This window comes from Pseudomonas sp. W2I6, assembly GCF_030815935.1.
Classification (GTDB): domain Bacteria; phylum Pseudomonadota; class Gammaproteobacteria; order Pseudomonadales; family Pseudomonadaceae; genus Aquipseudomonas.
Map to the genome: position 1 here is coordinate 5,770,265 of NZ_JAUSXJ010000001.1, position 23,886 is coordinate 5,794,150.

20 protein-coding genes are annotated in these 23,886 nt (G+C 61.3%); 8 read left to right on the forward strand and 12 right to left on the reverse strand.

All coding sequences use genetic code 11. The features are described from left to right. Positions 1-115 precede the first annotated feature (115 nt). From QF039_RS26725 to bioB, 9 genes are all read right to left on the reverse strand, one after another. Positions 116-1,903: an acyl-CoA dehydrogenase C-terminal domain-containing protein gene (locus QF039_RS26725; RefSeq protein WP_307521536.1), complete on the reverse strand. Its 1,788-nt coding sequence runs from the start codon at positions 1,901-1,903 to the stop codon at positions 116-118. Positions 1,904-1,993: 90 nt separating this feature from the next. Further along, on the reverse strand, positions 1,994-3,283 hold the full coding sequence (locus QF039_RS26730) for a diguanylate cyclase (protein WP_023659318.1): 1,290 nt from the start codon (positions 3,281-3,283) through the stop codon (positions 1,994-1,996). Positions 3,284-3,489: 206 nt separating this feature from the next. Then, complete coding sequence (locus QF039_RS26735) at positions 3,490-5,295, reverse strand: phenylacyl-CoA dehydrogenase (protein WP_087694738.1); 1,806 nt, start codon at positions 5,293-5,295, stop codon at positions 3,490-3,492. A 338-nt stretch (positions 5,296-5,633) separates the two neighbouring features. Then, positions 5,634-5,915, reverse strand: a complete 282-nt coding sequence (locus QF039_RS26740; protein ID WP_008434375.1) for a hypothetical protein — start codon at positions 5,913-5,915, stop codon at positions 5,634-5,636. Between the two features lie 107 nt (positions 5,916-6,022). Then, entirely contained in the window at positions 6,023-6,703 is a 681-nt protein-coding gene (gene bioD, locus QF039_RS26745) for a dethiobiotin synthase (RefSeq protein WP_003211064.1), read from the reverse strand. Further along, positions 6,700-7,509 (reverse strand): malonyl-ACP O-methyltransferase BioC, encoded by an 810-nt coding sequence (bioC, locus tag QF039_RS26750; protein WP_134327422.1) that lies wholly within the window; start codon positions 7,507-7,509, stop codon positions 6,700-6,702. The genes bioD and bioC overlap by 4 nt, the downstream gene beginning before the upstream one ends. Next, positions 7,502-8,233 (reverse strand): alpha/beta fold hydrolase, encoded by a 732-nt coding sequence (locus tag QF039_RS26755; RefSeq protein ID WP_177122386.1) that lies wholly within the window; start codon positions 8,231-8,233, stop codon positions 7,502-7,504. Before QF039_RS26755 ends, bioC begins: the two co-directional genes overlap by 8 nt. Next, a complete protein-coding gene (bioF, locus tag QF039_RS26760) occupies positions 8,226-9,404 on the reverse strand; it encodes an 8-amino-7-oxononanoate synthase (RefSeq protein WP_307521544.1) in 1,179 nt (392 codons plus the stop codon). Before bioF ends, QF039_RS26755 begins: the two co-directional genes overlap by 8 nt. Positions 9,405-9,558: 154 nt before the next feature. Beyond that, positions 9,559-10,614, reverse strand: coding sequence for a biotin synthase BioB (gene bioB / locus QF039_RS26765; protein ID WP_003211072.1), 1,056 nt, complete (start codon positions 10,612-10,614; stop codon positions 9,559-9,561). Positions 10,615-10,703: 89 nt separating this feature from the next. Here bioB and QF039_RS26770 point away from each other — a divergent pair, with 89 nt between their 5' ends. From QF039_RS26770 to rarD, 5 genes are all read left to right on the forward strand, one after another. Next, a complete protein-coding gene (locus QF039_RS26770; RefSeq protein ID WP_307521546.1) occupies positions 10,704-11,441 on the forward strand; it encodes a ComF family protein in 738 nt (245 codons plus the stop codon). 57 nt (positions 11,442-11,498) lie between these two features. Beyond that, positions 11,499-12,263 (forward strand): TOBE domain-containing protein, encoded by a 765-nt coding sequence (locus QF039_RS26775; RefSeq protein ID WP_307521548.1) that lies wholly within the window; start codon positions 11,499-11,501, stop codon positions 12,261-12,263. 71 nt (positions 12,264-12,334) lie between these two features. Next, positions 12,335-14,233 carry a PhoX family phosphatase gene (locus tag QF039_RS26780; RefSeq protein WP_102604392.1) on the forward strand — a complete coding sequence of 633 codons (1,899 nt, stop codon included), beginning with the start codon at positions 12,335-12,337 and terminating at the stop codon, positions 14,231-14,233. Between the two features lie 193 nt (positions 14,234-14,426). Continuing rightward, positions 14,427-15,401 (forward strand): serine/threonine protein kinase, encoded by a 975-nt coding sequence (locus tag QF039_RS26785; RefSeq protein WP_003211077.1) that lies wholly within the window; start codon positions 14,427-14,429, stop codon positions 15,399-15,401. A gap of 178 nt (positions 15,402-15,579) precedes the next feature. Then, positions 15,580-16,464 (forward strand): EamA family transporter RarD, encoded by an 885-nt coding sequence (rarD, locus tag QF039_RS26790; RefSeq protein WP_003211079.1) that lies wholly within the window; start codon positions 15,580-15,582, stop codon positions 16,462-16,464. A 222-nt stretch (positions 16,465-16,686) separates the two neighbouring features. Here the strand turns inward: rarD and QF039_RS26795 are convergent, their stop codons facing one another. After that, positions 16,687-17,205 carry a glycine cleavage system protein R gene (locus tag QF039_RS26795; RefSeq protein WP_003211081.1) on the reverse strand — a complete coding sequence of 173 codons (519 nt, stop codon included), beginning with the start codon at positions 17,203-17,205 and terminating at the stop codon, positions 16,687-16,689. A 420-nt stretch (positions 17,206-17,625) separates the two neighbouring features. Between QF039_RS26795 and QF039_RS26800 the strand changes: the two genes are divergently transcribed. After that, positions 17,626-19,803, forward strand: coding sequence for a malate synthase G (locus QF039_RS26800; RefSeq protein WP_177008820.1), 2,178 nt, complete (start codon positions 17,626-17,628; stop codon positions 19,801-19,803). Positions 19,804-19,847: 44 nt separating this feature from the next. Here QF039_RS26800 and QF039_RS26805 read toward each other — a convergent pair whose 3' ends face one another. Next, on the reverse strand, positions 19,848-20,276 hold the full coding sequence (locus QF039_RS26805) for a hypothetical protein (RefSeq protein ID WP_102604389.1): 429 nt from the start codon (positions 20,274-20,276) through the stop codon (positions 19,848-19,850). 134 nt (positions 20,277-20,410) lie between these two features. Continuing rightward, positions 20,411-20,857: a response regulator gene (locus QF039_RS26810; RefSeq protein WP_003211086.1), complete on the reverse strand. Its 447-nt coding sequence runs from the start codon at positions 20,855-20,857 to the stop codon at positions 20,411-20,413. A gap of 246 nt (positions 20,858-21,103) precedes the next feature. Between QF039_RS26810 and QF039_RS26815 the strand changes: the two genes are divergently transcribed. Continuing rightward, the gene (locus QF039_RS26815; protein WP_307521556.1) at positions 21,104-23,026 is read left to right on the forward strand and encodes a putative nucleotidyltransferase substrate binding domain-containing protein; all 1,923 of its coding nucleotides are present in this window, start codon (positions 21,104-21,106) and stop codon (positions 23,024-23,026) included. Then, complete coding sequence (locus QF039_RS26820; protein WP_177027984.1) at positions 23,023-23,730, forward strand: PolC-type DNA polymerase III; 708 nt, start codon at positions 23,023-23,025, stop codon at positions 23,728-23,730. The genes QF039_RS26815 and QF039_RS26820 overlap by 4 nt, the downstream gene beginning before the upstream one ends. Positions 23,731-23,886: the final 156 nt, after the last annotated feature.

A 23,886-nucleotide genomic window follows, 5' to 3' on the forward strand; every position in this document is an offset into this window, starting at 1 on the left:
AACCTCGTGAGAACTTTAACGTTATTCGGGTGGGGTCGGTTTTACAGACCCCGAGTGTAACCGAACAACTTTTGTGACACATAGGGTCTGCTTGTGACCAACAAGTATTTTACGGTCACCAAAGCGCAAACAGCTCCGCCGGCAGACTCATCAGGCACTCACTGCCCGCCTCCACCGCCGCCCGGTGCGCGGCCGTGCGCGGTAGCAGGCGCTTGAAGTAGAACTCGCAGGTCGCCAGCTTGCCTCGGGCGTAATCGGCATCACCGCTACCGCTGTCCAACTGCTCTTGTGCCACCAGCGCCATGCGCAGCCACAAGTAGGCAAGGATGATGTAGCCGCTGTACATCAGGTAATCCAGGGCTGCAGCGCCGACTTCATCCGGGTTTTTCATGGCTGCCATGCCTACCTTGACCGTCAGCTCACCCCACTGCTGATTCAACTGGTTGAGCTGAGCCACATGGGCCTTGAGTTGCGGATGTTCGGCGTTGGCCGCGCAAAACTTGTGGACGATTTTGGTAAAGCCGCGCAGCAGCTTGCCCTGGCTGCCGAGCACCTTGCGCCCGAGCAAATCCAGGGCCTGGATGCCGTTGGTCCCTTCATAGATCGGCGCAATCCGGCAATCGCGAACCAGTTGCTCCATGCCCCATTCACGAATGAAGCCATGGCCACCGAACACCTGCATGCCGTGGTTGGTCACCTCCAGCCCGGTTTCGGTCATGAACGCCTTGCAGATCGGCGTAAGGAAGGCCAACAGGTCTTCGGCTTCCTGGCGTTGCCCCTCGTCGCCACTCAGGTGTGCGGTATCGAGCAACTGTGCCGAGAAGTAGGTCAATGCGCGGTTGCCTTCATTGAAGGCTTTCATGGTCAGCAACATGCGCCGCACATCCGGGTGGACGATGATCGGGTCAGCGGCTTTTTCGGGTGCCTTGGCGCCGGTCAGCGAGCGCATCTGCAAGCGGTCGTTGGCGTACTTGATCGCACCCTGGAAGCTCGCTTCCCCCAGGCAAAGGCCCTGCATGCCGGTGCCCAGGCGCGCATGGTTCATCATGGTGAACATGCAGTTGAGGCCCTTGTTCGCCTCACCGATCAGGAAACCCCGGGCGCCATCGAAGTTCAGCACGCAGGTGGCCGACGCCTTGATGCCCATCTTGTGCTCGATGGAGCCGCAACTCATCGTGTTGCGCTCGCCCGAGTCGGCATGGAACTTGGGCACGATAAACAGCGAGATTCCCTTGGTGCCGGCCGGCGCATCCGGCAGCTTGGCCAGCACCAGGTGGATGATGTTGTCACTCATGTCATGCTCGCCGGCCGAGATGAAAATCTTGCTGCCGGTGACTGCATAACTGCCGTCGGCCTGCGGTACGGCGCGGGTCTTGATCAGGCCCAGGTCGGTGCCGCAATGGGCTTCGGTCAGGCACATGGTGCCGGTCCACTGGCCCGCGGTGAGTTTGCTCAGGTAGGTGTTTTTCTGCTCTTCAGTGCCGTGGGCACGGATCGCCGACATCGCACCGTGGGTCAGGCCGGGGTACATGCCCCAGGACGTATTGCTGGAGGAGATCATCTCCGCGAGCACCAGGCCCAGGGACATTGGCAAGCCCTGCCCGCCGTAGGCCGGGTCAGCCGCCAAACCGTGCCAGCCGCCTTCCACGTACTGCGCGAAGGCTTCCTTGAAGCCCTTGGGCGTGGTCACCACACCGTTGTCGAAATGGCAGCCTTCTTCATCGCCGGAGCGGTTCAACGGCGCCAGGACGTTTTCGCAGAACTTCGCACCTTCCTCGAGGATCGCGCCGACCATGTCCGGGCTGGCATCGCTTGCACCCAGCGCGGCGTAGTGGCCGTGGAAGTCAAAGACGTGATCGATCAGAAAGCGCATGTCGCGCAGGGGAGCTTTATAGTCAGGCATGGCAATGTCTCCGGCAGCAGATGCCTTCAACCTACTGCCCCACGGCCCACCGGACAATCACTGTAGGGCCGCTGAATACACCACCATCACTCAACCGGCAGCGCTGTCCATGCGGACCGCGCCGCGGCGGGTCTGCCCCGCAGCGACCACGCAGTTACGCCCCGCACCCTTGGCGTTGTACAGCGCCTGGTCGGCGGATTTGAGCACTTCTTCAGGGCTGCGCTGCTCGGCCTGGCGTTCGGCCACACCGATGCTGACGGTCACCGACACGCTGGAAGCGCCATTGCCTACACGACGCTGGCGCCCCTGCTGGTCGTCGTGGGGACGGTCCGGGTTACGCAGCTTGATGTCGTAGTTGGCGATGATCTCGCGGATCTCTTCCAGGTGCGGCAGGCATTCATCCAGGGTCTTGCCGGCGAATACCACGGCAAATTCCTCACCGCCATAGCGGTAGGCCCGGCCGCCGCCGTTGACCTTGGACAGCTTGCTGGCCACCAGGCGCAGTACCTGGTCGCCCACGTCGTGGCCATGGGTATCGTTGAAACGCTTGAAGTGATCGACGTCGCCCATGGCCAGCACATAATTGCGCCCCAGGCGTTGCATGCGCTCATTGAGCGCGCGGCGGCCCGGCAACCCGGTCAGCTCGTCACGGAAGGCCATTTGATAAGCCTCGTGGGCCACCCCGGCAGCAATCATCAGCATCACCTGGCTGCACATGATGTTCAGGGTGAACGGCAGGATGAACGTCTGCGGCAACATCCAGAACAACCCCAGCAACCCTACCAACTGCGCGGCGTGCAGCGGTCTTGGTTGATACCAGTACTGCGCGGCCAGGGTCACAAAACCAATCAGGAACATCGGATAGGACAGCTGGATCAGGCTCATCCAGCGGCCATGCAAGGCGGGCCAGCGAATTTCGGCCAACCAGCTCAACAAGGCATGGGGGAAACTTTGTTCAAGGGCAAGCGCCACGCTGCCTACCGCAAACAGCACCGCGCAGCGTGCGACGAAGTCGCGAAACAGGTGGGTTTTTTCTTGCCAGACCGCGTAGATGCCGAACAGCAACGGTAACAACAGGCAACACAGATGGAAGACCACGGCCGCGTCGTCCCGCACGCGACCGTTATCGCGGTAGTAATCGGTCTGGGTATCCAGCAGGAAATAGACCACGTACACCGTGATCATCAGGAACAGCTCTCGCTGGCGCCGGTAGACCGCGCAGTACGAACCGCCCAGCAGCAGCACGAGGGTCGGCAGCACATTGAACAGTGAAGTGAAGAACACATTGAGATCCTTCACATACGCAGCCGAGAGCCCCGCCAGCAGTAAAAGCAGTGAAGGTAAAAAATGACTGAAACGTACAGCAGACGCGCGCGACAAGGGTAAAGCTCCGACCCACAAAAAAAGATGGCACAGTGCCTTCACTGATCACAGTTAAGCACATTCAATGTGATGCGTATCACATTGCCATCACTGTAACGGCCGCTCGGAGCAATCCCTGAGTGCGGTACTGTGGTTTTTTATCGCGCAAAAAAAAACCGCCGCTCCCGAAGGAGCGGCGGCTTTTGAAGCGAACTGGCCGAGGCTTAGTAGCCCAGGTCGAAGTTCTCTTCTTTCATGTCCATCAGGTTGTTGGCGCCCGACAGCATGGTTGCAACGTGGGTGCGGGTACGCGGCAGGATGCGCTGGAAGTAGAAGCGCGCAGTCTGCAGCTTGGCGGTGTAGAAGCCTTCTTCGCTGGTGCCGGCAGCCAGTTTCTCGGCGGCCAGGCGGGCCATGTCGGCCCAGAAGTAGGCCAGGCAGGCGTAGCCGGAGTACATCAGGTAATCCACCGAAGCGGCGCCGACTTCTTCACGGTCCTTCATGGCTGCCATGCCGACCTTCATGGTCAACTCGCCCCACTCTTTGTTCAGTGCCGCCAGCGGTGCAACGAATTCTTGTACCGCTTCGTTGCCTTCGTTGGCCTGGCAGAACTTGTGGACGATCTTGGTGAAGCCCTTCAGCGCTTCGCCTTGGGTCATCAGCACTTTACGGCCCAGCAGGTCGAGGGCCTGGATGCCGGTGGTGCCTTCGTACAGCATCGAAATGCGGCTGTCGCGAACGTTCTGCTCCATGCCCCACTCGGCGATGAAGCCGTGGCCGCCGTAGATTTGCACGCCGTGGTTGGCGGCTTCAAAACCGACTTCGGTCATGAACGCCTTGGCAATCGGGGTCATGAACGCCAGCAGTGCGTCAGCCTGTTTCTTGGCTTCGTCGTCGGTGCCGTACTTCACCACGTCAACCTGCTTGGCGGTGAAGTACACCATCGCGCGGTTGCCTTCGGCGAAGGCTTTCATGGTCAGCAGCATGCGGCGCACGTCAGGGTGCACGATGATCGGGTCAGCGGCCTTGTCTGGCGCTTTCGGGCCAGTCAGGGAGCGCATTTGCAGGCGGTCGCGAGCGTATTTGAGGCCGCCCTGGAAGCCGATTTCAGCGTGGGACAGGCCTTGCAGCGCGGTGCCCAGGCGAGCGGTGTTCATAAAGGTGAACATGCAGTTCAGGCCTTTGTTCGCCGGGCCGATCAGGAAACCGGTGGCCGCGTCGAAGTTCATCACGCAGGTGGCGTTGCCGTGGATACCCATCTTGTGTTCCAGGGAACCACAGGACACCGCGTTGCGTTCGCCAATCGAACCGTCGGCGTTTGGTACGAACTTGGGAACGATGAACAGCGAAATGCCTTTGGTGCCAGCCGGTGCGTCCGGCAGGCGAGCCAGCACGATGTGGACGATGTTGTCGGCCATGTCGTGTTCGCCGGCCGAGATGAAGATTTTGGTACCGGAAACCTTGTAGGAACCATCAGCCTGAGGCTCGGCCTTGGTGCGCAGCATGCCCAGGTCGGTGCCGCAGTGCGGTTCGGTCAGGCACATGGTGCCGGTCCACTCGCCCGACACCAGTTTGGTCAGGTAAGCCTCTTGCTGCTCGGGGGTGCCGTGCTCGGAAATGGTGTTCATCGCGCCATGGGAAAGGCCCGGGTACATGCCCCACGACCAGTTGGCCTCGCCGACCATTTCGCTGACCGCCAGGCCCAGGGATTCCGGCAGGCCCTGGCCACCGTGCGCCACGTCGTGGGCCAGGCTTGGCCAGCCGCCTTCAACGAACTGTTTGTAGGCTTCTTTGAAACCGGTAGGGGTCTTAACGCCTGACTCGCTCCAGGTGCAACCTTCGATATCACCCACGCGGTTCAGCGGCGCCAGTACCTGCTCACAGAACTTGGCGCCTTCTTCGAGAATGGCGTCAACCATGTCCGGGGTAGCGTCCTGGCAAGCCGGCAGGCTCTGATAGTGCGCTTCATAGCCAAGCAGTTCGTCACGAACGAAGCGAATATCACGCAAGGGGGCCTTGTAGTCAGGCATAGCGATAAACCTCTGCTGATGTATCTGGGATGAACAACCGCATGGATGTGTTGTGGCGGTCAAACAGTTGTTTGAAACATACGTTTACGACCAATCCTTGTCAAGCGTCGCGCAAACGCCGTTTGTCATGACGCAGGTCAACGTCAGGCACGGCAAGGCCTGCAGCGAAATGCCGCATGACGATTCAGGGGGAAAAAGATTATTGAGCGGTGAAGATCAGTGTGGGAGCTGGCTTGCCTGCGATGCGGGCGCCGCGGTGTATCAGGAGGATCGAGGTGACGCTATCGCAGGCAAGCCAGCTCCCACAGAGAAGCCAGCTCACACGATAAGAGGGGGGGTTATGCGTAAGTATCGATCAAGGTGCCGAGCATTTCGTCGGAAGCCTTGGCGACTTTGGCGCCCAGTTCAACCTGGAACTTGCCTTGGGCCATCTCGACCATGTTGCTCGCCGAGTTGCTCGCCTGATTGGCGTCTACCGAACGCAAACGATCATTTTGCGCGTCCGAAGGCTGGGAAGTGGCGGCGCTGGCAATCTTGCCGGCGGCCTGGTCGACACGGTTCTGCCCGGTCTGAATCGCGCTCAGTCCCGAGTAAAACGCACTGCTACCAGAGATTTCCATGGCGTGAACCTGCCTATAAGAGAATCGTGAACTGTTATTGAAGCAGACCTACCGGCAAAACGCCCGTCAAAAACACTAATGGCATAATGCCTTCTCGATAGGCAAAACTAGTCAAGCAGGTCCAGTTGCAAGTACTCGGCGACCGCTTCGGCGCTGGGATGCTTGAGCTTGGGCACCCTTCCCAGGCATGGCGCGGGGAGTCGTTCAGCCAGGGTCGCGAGGTTTTCTTCCAGACGAGAGGTCTTGGGGTCGATGATATTGGCCACCCAGCCCGCCAGCGGCAACCCGTCCCGGGCGATGGCTTCTGCGGTCAACAACGCGTGGCTGATACACCCCAGCCGCACACCCACCACCAGGATCACCGGCAGCTTCAGCGCCTGGGCCAGGTCCGACAAATTGTCCTGGTCCGCCAATGGCACACGCCAGCCGCCCGCACCTTCGATCAAGGTGAAGTCCGCCTGCTTGGCGAGAACGTGCTGCATGGGTTTCAACAACGACTGCACCGTCAGCGCCACGCCGGCTTCACGGGCCGCCAGATGCGGCGCGATGGCCGGCTCGAAGGCCACCGGGTTGACCTCGGCATAACTCAACGGCAACGAACACTCGGCCAGCAAAGCCAGCGCATCCGAATTGCGCAGGCCCTTGGGCGTCAGCTGGCACCCAGAGGCTACCGGCTTGCCCGCCGCCGTACTTTTGCCGGCTTGCCGCGCGGCATGCAGCAGGCCGGCAGCGACGGTGGTCTTGCCGACGTCGGTGTCGGTCCCCGTGATGAAGTAAGCGGCATTCATAGAGGTTTCTCCAGGACGGCGTACACCACTTGATAAGTTGCCGGCAGGCCCTGGGCCTGGCGGAACTGCTCGTAGGCTTGCACCAGTGCAACAATCCGCGCCCGGCCCGTCAACCCTCCTGGGCGCCCCGGGTTCAGATTGTGCGCACCCAACGCTTTCAGTTCGTGGGTCAGGCTGCGCACGTCGGGGTAATGCAACACGTGGGGACACTGCTCCAGGCTGCGCACCCGCAAACCACTGGCTGCGCACAGTTGCTCATAAGCACTGAACGGCCGGAAGCGGTTCACATGAACCATGCCATCCGCTGCGCGCCAGCTTTCGCGCAACTCATCCAGCGTACCCACGCAGAGGCTGGCAAACGCCAGCACGCCGCCGGGCTGCAATACGCGCCGCGCTTCGCTGAGCACTGCGGCAAAATCCGAGCACCACTGCACCGCCAAACTGGAGTAGATCAGCCCGCAACTGGCGTCCTGCAACGGCAAACGCTCGGCATCGCCAGCGATGAAATGTTGTGCACCGCCCAGCGGCCGGGCGTGCTTGAGCATGCCCTCGGCGATATCCAGGGCGAAACCCTGGCTACCCGCAAATGACTGGCCCAGCACACGACTGAAATAACCCGTGCCGCAGCCCAGGTCCAGCCAGCGTTGTGGAGAAAGACCTTCGGGCAAACGCCGCAACAGCTCGCTGCCCACCGCACGCTGCAACTCGGCAACGCTGTCGTAACTGGCGGCTGCGCGGGAAAAGGAGGCTGCTACCTGGCGCTTGTCTGGCAAGCCGCCGGGCAGCACATGGGACAAATCAGTCATCACCGCACTCATGCAAAAAAGCCTGGATGGCCCCCGCCACACCGTGGGGGTCCTCCAGTAGAAAAGCGTGACCGGCCTGTTCAATCAGGCCGATTTCAACGTCAGGCAACAAGGCGAACAACTCACTCGCCACTTCAGCCGGAACCAGCCCGTCCAGCCCGGCAAACAGATGCAACTGCGGCCCTTGAAAGTCGACCAACGCCTGACGGGTGTCCAATCGGCCCAACAGCTCCAGACCACTGAGCAAGGTTTGCGCGGAGGTTTTAGGGGCACCCGCCAGCAATAGCCGAGCAAGTGATCGGGGATCGCTGGAGCCCCGGGCGCAAAGCAGACTGAAGCGTTTTAACGTCGCAACCGGATCAAGGCGGCAACCGTTAAGAAACGCAATAAAATCCTCTTCGTGCATGCCATGGTCCCAGCGGGACCAGGCCACGAAGCTTGCGTTGCTGGCAAAGGTGAGCAAACCGCAACAATGATCACCGCGCCGCGCGGCCAACTCGGCAGCAAGCATGCCGCCGAGGGACCAACCACCCAGCCAGACGTCTTGGGGCAAGGTCGAATCCAGCTCATCGAGCCACTCTTGAAGGTCGTCCGACTCCACGCCCGGCAACGGTTCGATCTGCACCTGCAAGTGTTCATCCAGCCCCTGCAACGCCGCCGCCAACGGTTCCAGCGGCGAAACGCCGAGGCCCCAGCCAGGCAGCAATATCAGTCGATCACGCATGGTCGGGCTCCTGGCCTAACAAGCGGAAACACTCTTCCAATGCGCTTAACAATAGCTGCACCTGGGCGTTGCTGTGGGCCGCCGTCAGGGTCACCCGCAGGCGAGCGCTACCGGCAGGCACGGTCGGTGGCCGGATCGCGGTCACCATCAGCCCGCGCTCGCGCAGCATCTGCGACAAACGCACCGCGCGGGCACTGTCGCCAATCATGATCGGCTGGATCGGCGTGAAACTGTCCATCAGCTCCAGGCCGATCTGCTCGGCGCCCTGGCGGAACTGGCGAATCAGCCCATTGAGATGCTCACGGCGCCAATGCTCGGTGCGCAGCAATTCCAGGCTTTTCAGCGTGGCACAGGCCAGCGCCGGCGGTTGGCTGGTGGTGTAGATATACGGACGGGCGAACTGGATCAGGCTTTCGATCAGCTCTTCGCTGCCCGCGACAAACGCGCCGGCGGTACCGAAAGCCTTGCCGAGGGTGCCGACCAGCACCGGCACATCTTCCTGACTCAAGCCAAAATGCTCGACGATCCCACCACCGTTGGCGCCCAAAGGCCCGAAGCCATGGGCGTCGTCCACCATCAGCCACGCGCCCTTGGCTCGGGCTTCACGGGCCAGTGCCGGCAGGTCAGCCAGGTCGCCGTCCATGCTGAACACGCCATCGGTGACCACCAGCGTATTGCCGGTGGCTTTCTCCAGGCGCTTGGCCAGGCTTTCAGCATCGTTGTGCAGGTAACGATTGAAGCGCGCACCCGAGAGCAAACCGGCATCCAGCAACGAGGCGTGGTTAAGGCGGTCTTCCAGCACCGTATCGCCCTGCCCCACCAGCGCGGTGACGGCGCCAAGGTTGGCCATGTAACCGGTGGTGAACAGCAGCGCCCGCGGGCGACCAGTGAGGTCGGCCAGGGCCTCTTCCAGTTCATGGTGCGGCGTGCTGTGGCCGATCACCAGATGCGAAGCGCCGCCACCCACGCCCCAGCGAGCCGCGCCCGCGCGCCAGGCTTCAATCACTTGCGGGTGATTGGCCAGGCCCAGGTAATCGTTGTTGCAGAACGCCAGCAACGGCTGGCCGTCGACCACCACGTCAGGGCCTTGCGGGCTCTGCAGCAGTGGACGTTGGCGATACAGGTGTTCGGCACGACGAGCCGCAAGACGCGCGGCGAGATCGAAAGACATGCAGACCTCGGTAGATCAGGTTGAACGCAGTCAAAAATGTGGGAGCGGGCTTGCTCGCGAAAGCAGTGGATCAGTCAGCTTATGTATTGGCTGACACACCGCCTTCGCGAGCAAGCCCGCTCCCACATTTGGGTGGCATTCCAAAGTGGACTTATCAAACAGCCGCGTTATAGAACTGCTCGCTGCTCTTCTGCTCCACCAGCGCCTGCTCGATCGCCGCCTGATGCACTTCATCGGCGTGCTCTTCACGAGCTTCCGGCAAGATGCCCAGGCGCGAGAACAGTTGCATGTCCTTGTCCGCCTGCGGGTTGGCAGTGGTCAGCAGCTTGTCGCCGTAGAAAATCGAGTTGGCGCCAGCAAAGAATGCCAGGGCCTGCATCTGCTCGTTCATCGCCTCACGCCCAGCCGACAGCCGCACATGGGACTGCGGCATCAGGATGCGCGCCACCGCCAGCATGCGGATGAAGTCGAACGGGTCGATGTCGTCGGCGTTTTCCAGCGGCGTGCCGGCAACTTTCACCAGCATGTTGATCGGCACCGATTCCGGATGCTCCGGCAGGTTGGCCAACTGGATCAGCAGGTTGGCGCGATCGTCCAGGGACTCGCCCATGCCGAGGATGCCGCCGGAGCAGATCTTCATCCCCGAATCACGCACGTACGCCAGGGTTTGCAGACGCTCACCGTAGGTGCGGGTGGTGATGATCGAACCGTAGAACTCCGGCGACGTGTCGAGGTTGTGGTTGTAGTAATCGAGGCCGGCCTGGGCCAGGGCTTCGGTCTGGTCCTGGTCGAGACGGCCGAGTGTCATGCAGGTTTCCAGGCCCATGGCCTTCACACCTTTGACCATCTCCAGCACGTAGGGCATGTCTTTGGCCGATGGATGTTTCCAGGCGGCGCCCATGCAGAAGCGGGTCGAACCGATGGCCTTGGCGCGAGCGGCCTCTTCGAGGACCTTCTGCACTTCCATCAGCTTCTCTTTTTCCAGGCCGGTGTTGTAGTGGCCCGACTGCGGACAATATTTGCAATCTTCCGGGCAGGCGCCGGTCTTGATCGACAGCAGCGTGGAAACCTGGACGCGGTTGGCGTCGAAATGCGCGCGGTGCACGGTCTGCGCCTGGAACAACAGGTCGTTGAAGGGCTGTACGAACAGCGCTTTGACTTCGGCTAAAGACCAATCGTGACGCAGGTTGGCAGTGATGCTGGCGCTCATGGGCGATTCCTTGATTATGCTTTGGCAAGCCCTGTGGGAGTAATACCCACAGGTACGACACGGATGCTCGGCATATTTAAGGAAGATTCATGCACTGTCAACTTGAGAACAAACACGAGGTTTACATCTGGTTAAAAAGCAACCAAATCTGTTTAGTCTGCGATGAAAGCAGCGGAACGGCCGATCCTGTCTGCAGCGCCTGCGAAACCGAGCTGCCCTGGCTGATGGAACATTGCGAGGTGTGCGCACTGCCGTTGCCGGCGACTGGCCTGGTGTGCGGCCAGTGCTTGAAGCAACCTGCGGCGTTCAAGCAGGTCGTCGCGCCGTGGACCTACAGCTTCCCCATCGACAGCCTGATCAGCCGTTTCAAGCATCAGGCCCGCTGGCCGCTGGGGCACCTGCTTGCGCACCTGTTGGGACAATTCCTGCAACACCGCTATGAAGATGCCGCGCTGGCTCGCCCCGACAGCCTGCTGCCCGTGCCCCTGGCCCGCAAACGCCTGCGGGAGCGGGGCTTCAACCAGGCGGCGATGCTCGCCCGCTGGCTGAGTGAGGACCTGAACATCCCCTGGGATGAGCACCTGCTGTCACGGCCGCGTGAAACCGTGGCGCAGCAAGACCTGGACGCCAGGACCCGCAAGCGCAACCTGCACCAGGCCTTCGCCCTGGCCGACGGCGCGCAAGTCAAAGGCCGGCACTTGGCGCTGATCGACGACGTACTGACTACCGGCGCCACCGCCAGCAGTCTCGCCCGCCTGTTGATGGATGCTGGCGCCCGACAGGTGGATGTGTATTGCCTGGCCCGTACGCCCAAGCCCGGCACATGACTTGACTCGCGGGCGCCCTGCCCGCAACGTCAGCCCATTCCATCGAAGCGTGTAACCATGTCCCTGCCAACCCTCTTGAGCCAACACATCGTCCGTCGCCCGCAGCGCATTGCACTGCTGCAACATATTGCCGAACAAGGCTCCATCACCCGCGCCGCAAAGAGCGCGGGGCTGAGCTACAAGGCGGCCTGGGACGCCATCGACGAGCTGAACAACCTGGCGCAAAAGCCCTTGGTGGAACGCAGCGTTGGCGGCAAGGGCGGTGGCGGCGCCAGGTTGACGGCCGAGGGTGAGCGGGTATTACGCCTTTACCAACGCCTGCAGGTGCTGCAAGCCCAGGTGCTGGACTCCGCCGAAGACGCCAGCGACTTCAACCTGCTGGGCCGCCTGATGCTGCGCACCAGCGCACGTAACCAGTTGCATGGCCGGGTGATCGCCATCGACAGCCACGGCCGCAATGACCTGATTCGCCTGGAGCTGGCAGCCGGGCTGCGCCTGGATGCGCAGATCACCCACGACAGCACCTTGCGCCTGGAGCTGGAGATCGGCACCGAAGTCGTCGCCCTGATCAAGGCCGGCTGGCTTGAAGTACTGGCCGTCACGCAGGCAGCAACACCTGGACACAATTGCCTGGAAGGAAAAATCGAGGCCATTCTCGATGCCGAAGATGGCCCCAGCGAGGTGCGGATCACCTTGCCCAACGGCCAGGTTCTCTGCGCCCTGGCCCGGCCCGAGGCGCTTGCACAGATTAATGCCGCCGAAGGCCTGCAAGTGAAGGTGCAGTTCTCCCCCAGTAACGTGCTGCTGGGCACTCCGGTGTAGCGCTTCAAACTGCAACAATTTCGTCACGACTGCTCCCTAAGGTGGCTGCAAAAACCCGCAGGGAGCCTGAAATGAGCCTATTAGAAGAAAACCAAGCCACCGACCTGGAACAGATGGTCGGCCTCACCCGCCGGCGTTTTATCGGTGCCGGCGCCCTGTGCGGTGCCGCGATGTTCCTCGGCGGCAACCTGCTGACCCGCAGTGCCCTGGCGGTCAACGCCGCGTCGAACAGCCCATTGCTGGGTTTCACCAGCATCGCCTCGGCCACCAGCGACACCATCACCCTGCCGCCCGGCTACAGCGCTTCGGTACTGATCAGTTGGGGCCAGCCGCTGCACAAGAACGCGCCGGCCTTCGACCCCAGCGGCAACGGCACCGCCAAGGCCCAGGAACAGCAGTTCGGCGACAACAACGACGGCATGAGCCTGTTCGCCTTCCCCGGTGACGACAACCGCGCGCTGATGGCGATCAACAACGAATACACCAACTACCGCTACCTCTACGCCCACGGCGGCGCGCCGCAGTCGGCTGAAGACGTGCGCAAGGCGTTGGCCAGCGAAGGGGTGTCGGTGATCGAAGTGCGACGCAAAGGCGACACCTGGCAGTTCGTCCAGGACTCGCGCTACAACCGGCGCATCCACGGCAACTCGCCGATCCGCTTCGGCGGCCCTGCGGCGGGCCATGCCTGGCTGAAAACCAGCGCCGACAAAACCGGCAAAAAAGTCCTCGGCACCTTCCAGAACTGCGCCAACGGCAAGACCCCGTGGGGCACGTATCTCACCTGCGAAGAGAACTTCACCGACTGCTTCGGCAGCAGCAACCCGCAACAGACCTTCGACGCCGGGCAGAAACGCTATGGCGTGGTCGCCGCGAGCAAAGACATCAACTGGCACCCCCACGACCCGCGCTTCGACATGGCCAAGAATCCCAACGAACTCAACCGCCATGGCTGGGTGGTGGAAATCGACCCGTTCGACCCGCAATCCACACCGGTCAAACGCACCGCCCTCGGCCGCTTCAAGCACGAAAACGCTGCCCTGGCGGAAACCCGCGACGGCCGCGCCGTGGTGTACATGGGCGACGACGAGCGCGGCGAGTTCATCTACAAGTTCATCAGCCGCGACAAGATCAATCACAAGAATCCCAAGGCCAACAAGGACCTGCTGGACCACGGCACCTTGTATGTGGCGATTTTCGACGCGGGCGACGGCAATGCCGACCATCCCAAGGGCCAGGGCCAATGGGTCGAACTGACCTACGGCAAGAACGGCATCGACGCCAACAGCGGTTTTGCCAGCCAGGCCGAAGTGCTGATCCACGCGCGCCTGGCCGCCAGCGTGGTGAAAGCCACCCGCATGGACCGCCCGGAATGGATCGTGGTCAGCCCCACCGACGGCCAGGTGTATTGCACCCTGACCAACAACGCCAAGCGCGGCGAAGACGGCCAGCCGGTGGGCGGCCCGAACCCGCGGGAGAAAAACGTCTACGGGCAGATCCTGCGCTGGAAGGCCAATGCCAACGACCATGGCGCGCCGGACTTCAGCTGGGATTTGTTCGTGGTGGCCGGCAACCCGGCGGTGCATGCCGGCACGCCAAAAGGCGGCTCGTCCAACATCAACCCGCAGAACATGTTCAACAGCCCGGACGGCCTGGGCTTCGACAAGGCCGGGCGGTTGTGGATCCTCACCGATGGCGACTACAGCAACGGCGGCGACTTTGCCGGGATGGGCAATAACCAGATGCTGTGTGCCGACCCGTCGACCGGTGAAATTCGGCGGTTCATGGTGGGGCCGGTGGCCTGTGAAGTGACCGGGATCAGCTTCTCGCCGGACCAGAAAACCCTGTTTGTGGGGATTCAGCATCCGGGGGAAACCGGCGGTTCGACCTGGCCGGAGCATCTGCCGAATGGCAAGCCACGGTCCTCGGTGATGGCGATTCGTCGGGATGATGGCGGGATCGTCGGCGCCTGATAAGGCCTCTTCGCGAGCAAGCCCGCTCCCACACTTGACCGCATTCCTAAGGTGGAACTCGGTCAAATGTGGGAGCGGCGGTGCGACGATTCGACTTGCTCGCGAAGGCGTCAGAACAGTCACCACCTATCTCGACCCCGGTGCGTTACCATACCCGGCCGGACGCGGCGCCCTGCTGCGCGCAGGAGTTCGCATGGCACACCCGTTTGAAACACTGACCCCTGACCTGGTGCTCGACGCAGTCGAAAGCATCGGTTTCCTCAGCGACGCCCGCATCCTCGCGCTCAACAGCTACGAAAACCGTGTCTACCAGGTCGGCATCGAAGACTCCGAGCCCTTGATCGCCAAGTTCTATCGGCCGCAACGCTGGACCAACGAAGCGATCCTCGAAGAACACAGCTTCACCTTCGAACTGGCCGAGTGCGAAGTGCCGGTGGTGGCGCCGATGATTCACAACGGTGAAAGCCTGTTCGAGCACGCGGGTTTCCGCTTCACCCTGTTCCCGCGCCGTGGCGGACGCGCACCGGAGCCGGGCAACCTCGACCAGTTGTATCGCCTCGGCCAATTGCTCGGCCGCCTGCATGCGGTCGGTTCCACCCGCCCCTTCGAACACCGCGAAGCCCTGGGCGTGAAGAATTTCGGTCACGATTCCCTGAACACCCTGCTGGAAGGCAACTTCATTCCTCGCAGCCTGCTGCCAGCCTACGAGTCCGTGGCCCGCGACCTGCTCAAGCGTGTGGAGGAGGTCTACAAGGCCACGCCCCACAAGAACATCCGCATGCACGGCGATTGCCACCCCGGCAACATGATGTGCCGCGACGAGATGTTCCATATCGTCGACCTCGATGACTGCCGCATGGGCCCCGCCGTTCAGGACCTGTGGATGATGCTCGCCGGTGATCGTCAGGAATGCCTGGGGCAACTGTCGGAATTGATGGACGGCTACCAGGAATTCCACGACTTCGACCCGCGCGAACTGGCCCTGATCGAACCCCTGCGTGCCCTGCGCCTGATGCACTACAGCGCCTGGCTTGCACGGCGCTGGGACGACCCGGCGTTCCCCCACAGCTTTCCCTGGTTTGGCAGCGAACGTTACTGGGGCGACCAGGTGCTGGCGTTGCGCGAGCAGTTGTCGGCGCTCAATGAAGAACCCTTGAAACTGTTCTAACGCACACCACAATCCCCGGTAGGAGCTGGCTTGCCGGCGATGCAAGCGCCTCGGTGTATCAGTGGAACCGAGGTGAAGCCATCGCCGGCAAGCCAGCGCCTACAGAAAAGCACATCCCACTGACTGACAAATATCCTTACAATCGCGGCTTTGTTAGCTGCCTAAGCAAGGATTCTGCATGCAAGCCGCCAACCCCCGTCGCGGGTACATATTGGGCCTGAGCGCCTACGTCATCTGGGGCCTGTTCCCGATCTACTTCAAGGCCATCGCCAGCGTTCCCGCCGCAGAAATCATCGTCAACCGCGTGCTGTGGTCGGCGCTGTTCGGCAGTCTGCTGCTGATAGTCTGGAAACACCCGGGCTGGCTCCGAGAACTGCGGGACAACCCCAGGCGCCTGGCGATCCTGGCCCTGAGCGGCACCTTGATCGCAGCCAACTGGCTGACCTACGTGTGGTCAGTGAACAGTGGCCGCATGCTGGAGGCCAGCCTGGGTTACTACATCAACCCGCTGGTGAACGTGCTGCTGGGCATGGTGATCCTCGGCGAGCGCCTGCGCCGCCTGCAATGGGTGGCCGTGGGCCTGGCAGCGGTAGGTGTGGCGCAACAGGTATGGCAAGTCGGCAGCCTGCCGTGGGTATCCCTGGTCCTGGCGGCGACCTTTGGTTTCTACGGGTTGATCCGCAAGCAGGCGCCGGTCAAGGCATTGCCCGGGCTGGTGGTGGAAACCTGGATGCTGGTGCCGATTGCCATCGCATGGTTGCTGTTCAACCCCTCGGCCCACAGCGCACAGATGGAATTCTGGAGCACCTCCGAAGCGTGGTGGCTGGTGGCCGCAGGCCCGGTGACGCTGATCCCGCTGGTGTGTTTCAACGCCGCCGCACGGCATTTGCCCTACACCGCCCTGGGCTTCCTGCAATACGTGGCGCCCACCCTGGTGCTGCTGGAAGCCGTGCTGTTGTTCAACGAACACCTGGCACCCGCCACGCTGATCGCCTTCTGCTTTATCTGGGCCGGCCTGGTGGTTTACAGCATCGACGCCTGGATGACTGTGCGGAAAAACTGATCAAATAACGTACAAACCTCTGCAAGCCACGGCCGGTGTGGCTTGCAGGCATTCACCCCAAGGTTATCCACAGCCTGGTCCCCGGCGTTTGTGCACAAGCCCTTGAAACTGTTCGTTTTTTAGCCAGCTGGCGAAGAGCCACGGCCCGCCTGGGCCGGACGCGGGTCTCTACAGGTTATCCACAGGCCCATGCAAGATTTCCATGCATAACCTTGTGGGCAACTATTCCTCGCTGCGTAGTTCCAGTTCCACCATCAAGTCGTCGGCCAGGGTTTCCAGCGCCGCCTGCAAGGTTTCCAGCGGCAGCGTCAACGGCACCGCCAGCAAGGCTTCGGCGTGGAACAGCAGGTCGCTGCTCATGGGCGCCGGGCGCACGTCGGTGATCAAGCGCTCTAGGTTGACGCCCTGCTTGCTGAGCAGCGCGGTGATGTCGCGAACAATCCCCGGCCGGTCGTTACCGACCAGTTCCATCGCGATGGGTTGCGACTCGCTGGGGGCGAGCGAACTGCTTTCGCCCAGCAGCACGCGAATGCCGTGGGTGGACAAGTCTTCCAGCGCGCCAATCAAGTCCAGCCGATTTTCCGCCGGCACGCTCACCCGCAAAATCCCGGCAAACTGCCCGGCCATGTGCGCCATGCGGCTTTCCAGCCAGTTGCCGCCATGGGCGGCGATGCATTGGGCGATGCGTTCGACCACACCGGGTTTGTCCGGGGCGATGACAGTCAGTACGAGATGGTCCATGGTGTCGTCCTCTTCTTATGAAAATCAGGTAGGAACCAGGCGTTCCCCTCGTACCTACCAAGGTGGACTCAGGTAGCCACGAAAACAAATCGTGTACCATTTTTATATTTATATGGAACAATCCAATAGTTTTTTGAGAACATCCCGTACCCCACTGTGACCGTACGACCAAAGTGGGTCGCTAAACGACGTATTTAGTCTAATTTTCACAACCGCAACTCATCATGTAGTATGCCCAATCGCGCACTACATAACGTTAGGTCGATGTCTGCCAAGGCAACCACGCACCGCGACGCAGCCCGCCCAGCCGCCTTCTACGGCATGTACTGGTGCAGCGTGTTCACGGTTTACATGGCCAGAGGCTTCATTGGTAAATTGAAAAGCTGAAAAGCGCATAAGCTCCGCAGAGTGAGGCAAGCAATGACTGAACACGTTCAAGTCGGTGGCCTGCAGGTCGCCAAAGTCCTGTTCGACTTCGTGAACAACGAAGCCATTCCTGGTACCGGCATTACCGCCGACCAGTTCTGGGCCGGTGCCGACAAGGTCATCCACGACCTGGCGCCGAAGAACAAAGCCCTACTCGCCAAACGCGACGATTTTCAAGTGCGGATCGACACCTGGCACCAGGCACACGCCGGCCAGGCACACGACGCCGTGGCCTACAAAGCCTTCCTTCAAGATATCGGATACCTGCTGCCAGAAGCCGCGGATTTCCAGGCCTCGACCCAAAACGTCGATGAAGAAATTGCCCACATGGCCGGCCCGCAGTTGGTAGTGCCGGTGATGAACGCCCGTTTCGCCCTCAACGCCTCGAATGCGCGCTGGGGTTCGCTGTATGACGCGCTCTATGGCACCGATGCCATCAGCGAAGCCGACGGCGCCGAGAAAGGCAAAGGCTACAACAAGGTGCGTGGCGACAAAGTCATCGCCTTCGCCCGCGCCTTCCTTGACGAAGCCGCGCCATTGGCTGCCGGCAGCCACGTGGACTCCACTGGCTACAAGATCGTCGACGGCAAGCTCGTGGTCAGCCTCAAGGGCGGCAGCAACAGCGGCCTGCGCAGCGATGCCCAGTTGATCGGCTACCAGGGCGACGCAGCCAAGCCGACCGCCATCCTGCTGAAGCACAACGGCCTGCACTTCGAAATCCAGGTCGACGCCAGCACCCCGGTCGGCCAGACCGACGCCGCCGGCGTGAAAGACGTGCTGATGGAAGCCGCCCTGACCACCATCATGGACTGCGAAGACTCCGTCGCCGCCGTCGATGCCGATGACAAGGTGGTGATCTACCGCAACTGGCTCGGCCTGATGAAGGGCGACCTGTCGGAAGAAGTCGCCAAGGGTGGCAAGACCTTTACCCGCACCATGAACGCCGACCGCGTCTACACCGGTGCCGACGGCAAGGAAGTGACCCTGCACGGTCGTTCGCTGCTGTTCGTGCGTAACGTTGGCCACTTGATGACCATCGACGCGATCCTCGACAAGGACGGCAACGAAGTGCCGGAAGGCATTCTCGATGGCCTGCTCACCAGCCTGTCGGCGATCCACAGCCTTAACGGCAACACCCGCCGCAAGAACAGCCGCACAGGTTCGGTGTACATCGTTAAACCGAAAATGCACGGCCCGGAAGAAGCCGCGTTCACCAACGAGCTGTTCGGTCGCATCGAAGATGTGCTGAAGCTGCCGCGCAATACGCTCAAAGTCGGGATCATGGACGAGGAGCGCCGCACCACGGTCAACCTCAAGGCTTGCATCAAGGCGGCCAGCGAGCGTGTGGTGTTTATCAACACCGGCTTCCTCGACCGTACCGGCGACGAAATCCACACCTCCATGGAAGCGGGCGCGATGGTGCGCAAGGCCGCCATGAAGGCCGAGAAGTGGATCGGCGCCTACGAAAACTGGAACGTGGATATCGGCTTGAGCACCGGCCTGCAAGGCCGCGCACAAATCGGTAAAGGCATGTGGGCGATGCCCGACCTGATGGCCGCCATGCTGGAGCAGAAGATTGCTCACCCGCTGGCCGGCGCCAACACGGCGTGGGTTCCTTCGCCGACGGCGGCTGCGCTGCACGCGCTGCACTACCACAAGGTTGACGTGTTCGCCCGCCAGGCCGAACTGGCCAAGCGCGAACGTGCTTCGGTAGACGATATCCTGACCATTCCCCTGGCCCAGAATACCGATTGGTCCGAGGAAGAAATCCGCAACGAGCTGGACAACAACGCCCAGGGCATCCTCGGTTACGTGGTGCGCTGGATCGACCAGGGCGTGGGTTGCTCGAAAGTCCCGGACATCAACGACGTCGGCCTGATGGAAGACCGCGCCACCCTGCGTATCTCCAGCCAGCACATTGCCAACTGGTTGCGCCACGGCATCGTCAATGAAGCCCAGGTGATGGAAAGCCTCAAGCGCATGGCGCCGGTGGTGGACCGTCAGAACGCCGGGGATGCGCTGTATCGTCCGCTGGCTCCGGATTTCGACAGCAACATCGCGTTCCAGGCAGCGGTGGAGTTGGTGATTGAGGGGACGAAGCAGCCGAACGGCTATACCGAGCCGGTGTTGCACCGTCGGCGTCGGGAGTTCAAGGCTAAAAACGGCCTGTAAATAAAAAAGCCCTGGTCGAGAGATCAGGGCTTTTTTGCAGCGGTTTAAGAAGAACTGAGTTTATAACCGCCATTGAGAACGACCGTATTACCATCCGACTCGAACCGCACATTCAAAAAGTTACCCTTGTGCGTGAAAGCGGTACCGGTCGGGGGGCGTTCAACTTCAAGAAAGATCTTCCCTTCAGTGGGTCCGAAATAATCCTTACCGTCTGGCGCACGGTAAGTCACGCGCCTGCCCCTTGCCTCGAATTCATGAAGGCCGTTCGGCACATCGTGCCCATAATCCAGGTCAATACGCTCTTGACCTGCCCCAAGCACCGCTGTCCATGACAGGAACCCGAGGACTTCCTTGGTGCTGAAAAACCGAAACTTGCCGGGAGCAAGCACAAGAACAAAAGCGTCCCCGGATTGTGCCCTCACCCTTGCGTCCTGCAAGGCCTCATCTTCAACTCGAAAAAGTTTGGTGCTCATAGCGAACTCCTGTTCATGGCTTTATGAGGCGCTGATCGACGATCAGCACACCCCAAACCAGTAAACAGACGCTCTCAAGCTATTCCTACTGTCAGAATTGACAGTTCTTCGCGAAATCAGACCAATGGCACGGTCTAGGACGCCATCCCCAACTCCCGCTTCACCATTTTCGCCAGCTTCACGCTATCAATCGGCTTGAGCAAAAAGTCCACCACGCTCAAATGCATCGCATCAATCACATCCGGCGCTTCGGCGTCACCCGACATGATGATGATCGGCAGCGCCGCCCGGGTGGATTCGCGCACCTGGCGAATCAATTGCAGCCCGTTGCTCGGCGTCATGCGCAGGTCGGTGATCAGCAAGCCGATGGAGCTGCTGGAACTCAACAAGTCCCATGCAGCCTCGCCGCTGTCGGCGGTCATGCAACGAATGCCGTCCAGGCCAAGAATTTCTGCCAACAGTTCGCGCGCGTCCTTGTCGTCATCCACGATCAAAACCCGTTGTGGCGGCAAATCCGGCTCCTGCATAACAGCACTCAGGGCCTCGCGCTCGGCATCACTCAAAATATCGTGGTCGGACATACGTTTCTCGGCAGTTCTATTCAATCTCCCAGCACAGAAGTCAGACATCGCCGGAAGGGCGAACAATGTGCACTTCGTCGGAAAGTTTGCCTAGTGGGCGTTCTACGGGGTTTGGACGATATTCATGTAAGGTTTTTCCCTAGTAAGTGAGGGCGAATCGCTACCTAGACTTACGTCCAATGGGCACCCGCAGCGCAGGAGTCGACCATGGGGCACGATAACGACAAAAAAACTGCGGTCATAGGTATGAGTAAAGCTGATGCTTTCACACAAGCGGGGAAAACCGCTGTGTTGCAGAACATCCACGGCACCCTGCAATTCCTGCAACGCTTCCCGCCGTTCAACCAAATGGAAAACGCCCACCTGGGATTTCTGGTAGAGCAGTGTCAATTGCGCTTCTACGGCCCCGGCGAGAGCATCCTCAAGCCCTCGGGCGGGCCGGTGGAACACTTCTATATCGTCAAGCAGGGGCGCGTAGTCGGCGAGCGGCCGGACTCGACAGAAACCACCTTTGAAATCACCACCGGTGAATGTTTTCCGCTGGCGGCGCTGCTGGGGGAGCGGGCCACCCGTACCGAGCACAAAGCCGCCGAAGACACCTTCTGCCTGCAACTGAACAAGTCGGCCTTTATCAAGCTGTTCGCCCTTTCCAGCGCGTTTCGCGACTTTGCCTTGCGCGGCGTGAGCAGCTTGCTGGACCAGGTCAACCAGCAAGTCCAGCAAAAGGCCGTGGAAACCCTCGGCACCCAATATTCGCTGAACACCCGCCTGGGTGAATTGGCCATGCGCCACCCGGTCACCTGCAGCCCGCTGACGCCGCTGCGTGAAGCGGTCACGCAAATGCACGAGCAGCAAGTGGGCAGCATTGTGATCGTCGATGAACACAAGGCGCCCCTGGGGATTTTCACCCTGCGGGACCTGCGCCAGGTGGTGGCCGACGGCACCAGTGATTTCAACCAGGGCATCGAGCGCCATATGACCCAGGCGCCGTTTTTCCTCACGCCGGACCACAGCGCCTTCGACGCGGCGATTGCGATGACCGAGCGGCATATCGCCCACGTGTGCCTGGTCAAGGATCAGCGCCTGTGTGGCGTGGTGTCCGAGCGTGACCTGTTTTCCCTGCAGCGGGTTGACCTGGTGCACCTGGCGCGCACCATCCGCAATGCACCCAGGGTCGAAAACCTGGTGGCGATCCGTGGCGAAATAGGCCAGTTGGTGGAGCGCATGCTCGCCCACGGCGCGTCGTCTACGCAGATCACCCACATCATCACCTTGCTCAACGATCACACGGTGTGCCGTGTCATCGAGTTGACCCTGGCCGACAAGGGTGACCCGGGCGTGCCATTCAGCTGGCTGTGTTTCGGCAGCGAGGGCCGCCGCGAGCAGACGCTGTATACCGACCAGGACAACGGCATCCTGTTCGAAGCCCGGGACGCCGCCGAAGCCGCCGAAATTCGCGGGCGCCTGCTGCCGCTGGCACAACAGATCAACCAGAGCCTGGCGCTGTGCGGCTTCAGCCTGTGCAAGGGCAATATCATGGCCGGTAACCCGGAGCTGTGCCTGTCCCGGGCGGAATGGGCGCGGCGCTTTGCCGGGTTTATCCGTGAGGCGACGCCGGAGAATCTGCTGGGTTCGAGCATCTATTTTGATTTGCGGGTGGTGTGGGGCGATGAGCAAGGGTGCGAGCAATTGCGCCAGGGCATTCTCGACCAGGTGGCAGACAACCGTTTGTTCCAGCGCATGCTGGCCGAGAACGCGTTGCGCCAGCGCCCGCCGGTAGGGCGCTTCCGGGATTTTGTGTTGACGCGCAAAGGCGCCGACAAGGCAACCCTCGACCTCAAGGTGCAAGGCCTCACGCCATTTGTCGACGGTGCCCGTCTGCTGGCATTGGCCAACGGCATCAGCGCCATCAACACCCTGGAGCGCTTGCGCCAACTGGTGGCCAGGGAAGTCATCGAACGCCTTGATGGCGCCGCCTATGAAGAGGCCTATCACTTCATCCAGCAAACCCGCATGCAACAACACCAACTGCAAACCCGCGAGAACCTGCCCTACTCCAACCGCGTCGATCCCGACAGCCTCAACCACCTCGACCGGCGCATCCTGCGCGAATCCCTGCGCCAGGCCCAACGCCTGCAAGGCAGCCTGACGTTGCGGTATCAGCTGTGAACTGGTTTGGCTGGTTGCGCAAACCCAAACCTGGCCTGGATGCGGCACAACAACGGCGCGTCGAACAATTGCCCACACCTGGGGAGCTGGGGGACGGATCGCTGCGGGCCCAGCGCTGGGTGGTGGTGGACCTGGAAACCAGCGGCCTGAACCTCAATCGTGACCAGGTGCTTTCGATTGGCGCCGTGGTGATCGAGGACGGCGCAGTGGACTTCTCGCAATTGTTCGAGCGCACCCTGCACCGGGCCGAGACCAAGCTCAGCCCCAGCGTGCTGATCCATGGCCTGGGGCCCAGCGCCATTGCAGCGGGCAGTGACCCGGCAGAAGCGCTGATGGACTTCATGGAGTTTGTCGGCGACAGCCCGCTGCTGGCGTTTCATGCGCCCTTCGATCAACACATGCTGTGCCGGGCACTCAAGGACAGCCTGGGCTATCGCTTGAACCACCCGTTCCTGGACGTGGCCGACATAGCCCCGCTGCTGTGCCCCGACGCCAACATCCGCGAAGCCGGGCTGGATGACTGGATCACGCATTTCAAGCTGCAAGTGGGCGAGCGTCACCATGCCAGTGCGGATGCGCTGGCAACGGCGGAACTGATGCTGATTTTGTTCAGCCGCGCACGGCAGCAGCAGATCGACAGCCCGCACGCGTTACAACAGCGCCTGGGCCAATGGAAACGCCGCAAGCAAGCGCCCTCATTCTAATGGTGGCGAGGGAGCTCGCTCCCGCTGGGGTGCGAAGCGCCCCCAAATCAGCCAACCCATTTCCAACTGAATAAATGCACTGCCAGGATTACGACTGCTGCGCAGCCGAGCGGGAGCAAGCTCCCTCGCCACAGTAAGCGGCATCATCATGATAGA

Excerpts from the sequence above, each read along its gene's own strand:
- QF039_RS26725 (WP_307521536.1), bottom strand. The coding sequence starts at position 1,903 with ATGCCTGACTATAAAGCTCCCCTGCGCGACATGCGCTTTCTGATCGAT.
- QF039_RS26735 (WP_087694738.1), bottom strand. The coding sequence starts at position 5,295 with ATGCCTGACTACAAGGCCCCCTTGCGTGATATTCGCTTCGTTCGTGAC.
- QF039_RS26740 (WP_008434375.1), bottom strand. The coding sequence starts at position 5,915 with ATGGAAATCTCTGGTAGCAGTGCGTTTTACTCGGGACTGAGCGCGATT.
- bioD (WP_003211064.1), bottom strand. The coding sequence starts at position 6,703 with ATGAATGCCGCTTACTTCATCACGGGGACCGACACCGACGTCGGCAAG.
- bioC (WP_134327422.1), bottom strand. The coding sequence starts at position 7,509 with ATGACTGATTTGTCCCATGTGCTGCCCGGCGGCTTGCCAGACAAGCGC.
- QF039_RS26755 (WP_177122386.1), bottom strand. The coding sequence starts at position 8,233 with ATGCGTGATCGACTGATATTGCTGCCTGGCTGGGGCCTCGGCGTTTCG.
- bioF (WP_307521544.1), bottom strand. The coding sequence starts at position 9,404 with ATGTCTTTCGATCTCGCCGCGCGTCTTGCGGCTCGTCGTGCCGAACAC.
- bioB (WP_003211072.1), bottom strand. The coding sequence starts at position 10,614 with ATGAGCGCCAGCATCACTGCCAACCTGCGTCACGATTGGTCTTTAGCC.
- QF039_RS26770 (WP_307521546.1), top strand. The coding sequence starts at position 10,704 with ATGCACTGTCAACTTGAGAACAAACACGAGGTTTACATCTGGTTAAAA.
- QF039_RS26775 (WP_307521548.1), top strand. The coding sequence starts at position 11,499 with ATGTCCCTGCCAACCCTCTTGAGCCAACACATCGTCCGTCGCCCGCAG.
- QF039_RS26780 (WP_102604392.1), top strand. The coding sequence starts at position 12,335 with ATGAGCCTATTAGAAGAAAACCAAGCCACCGACCTGGAACAGATGGTC.
- QF039_RS26785 (WP_003211077.1), top strand. The coding sequence starts at position 14,427 with ATGGCACACCCGTTTGAAACACTGACCCCTGACCTGGTGCTCGACGCA.
- rarD (WP_003211079.1), top strand. The coding sequence starts at position 15,580 with ATGCAAGCCGCCAACCCCCGTCGCGGGTACATATTGGGCCTGAGCGCC.
- QF039_RS26795 (WP_003211081.1), bottom strand. The coding sequence starts at position 17,205 with ATGGACCATCTCGTACTGACTGTCATCGCCCCGGACAAACCCGGTGTG.
- QF039_RS26800 (WP_177008820.1), top strand. The coding sequence starts at position 17,626 with ATGACTGAACACGTTCAAGTCGGTGGCCTGCAGGTCGCCAAAGTCCTG.
- QF039_RS26805 (WP_102604389.1), bottom strand. The coding sequence starts at position 20,276 with ATGAGCACCAAACTTTTTCGAGTTGAAGATGAGGCCTTGCAGGACGCA.
- QF039_RS26810 (WP_003211086.1), bottom strand. The coding sequence starts at position 20,857 with ATGTCCGACCACGATATTTTGAGTGATGCCGAGCGCGAGGCCCTGAGT.
- QF039_RS26815 (WP_307521556.1), top strand. The coding sequence starts at position 21,104 with ATGAGTAAAGCTGATGCTTTCACACAAGCGGGGAAAACCGCTGTGTTG.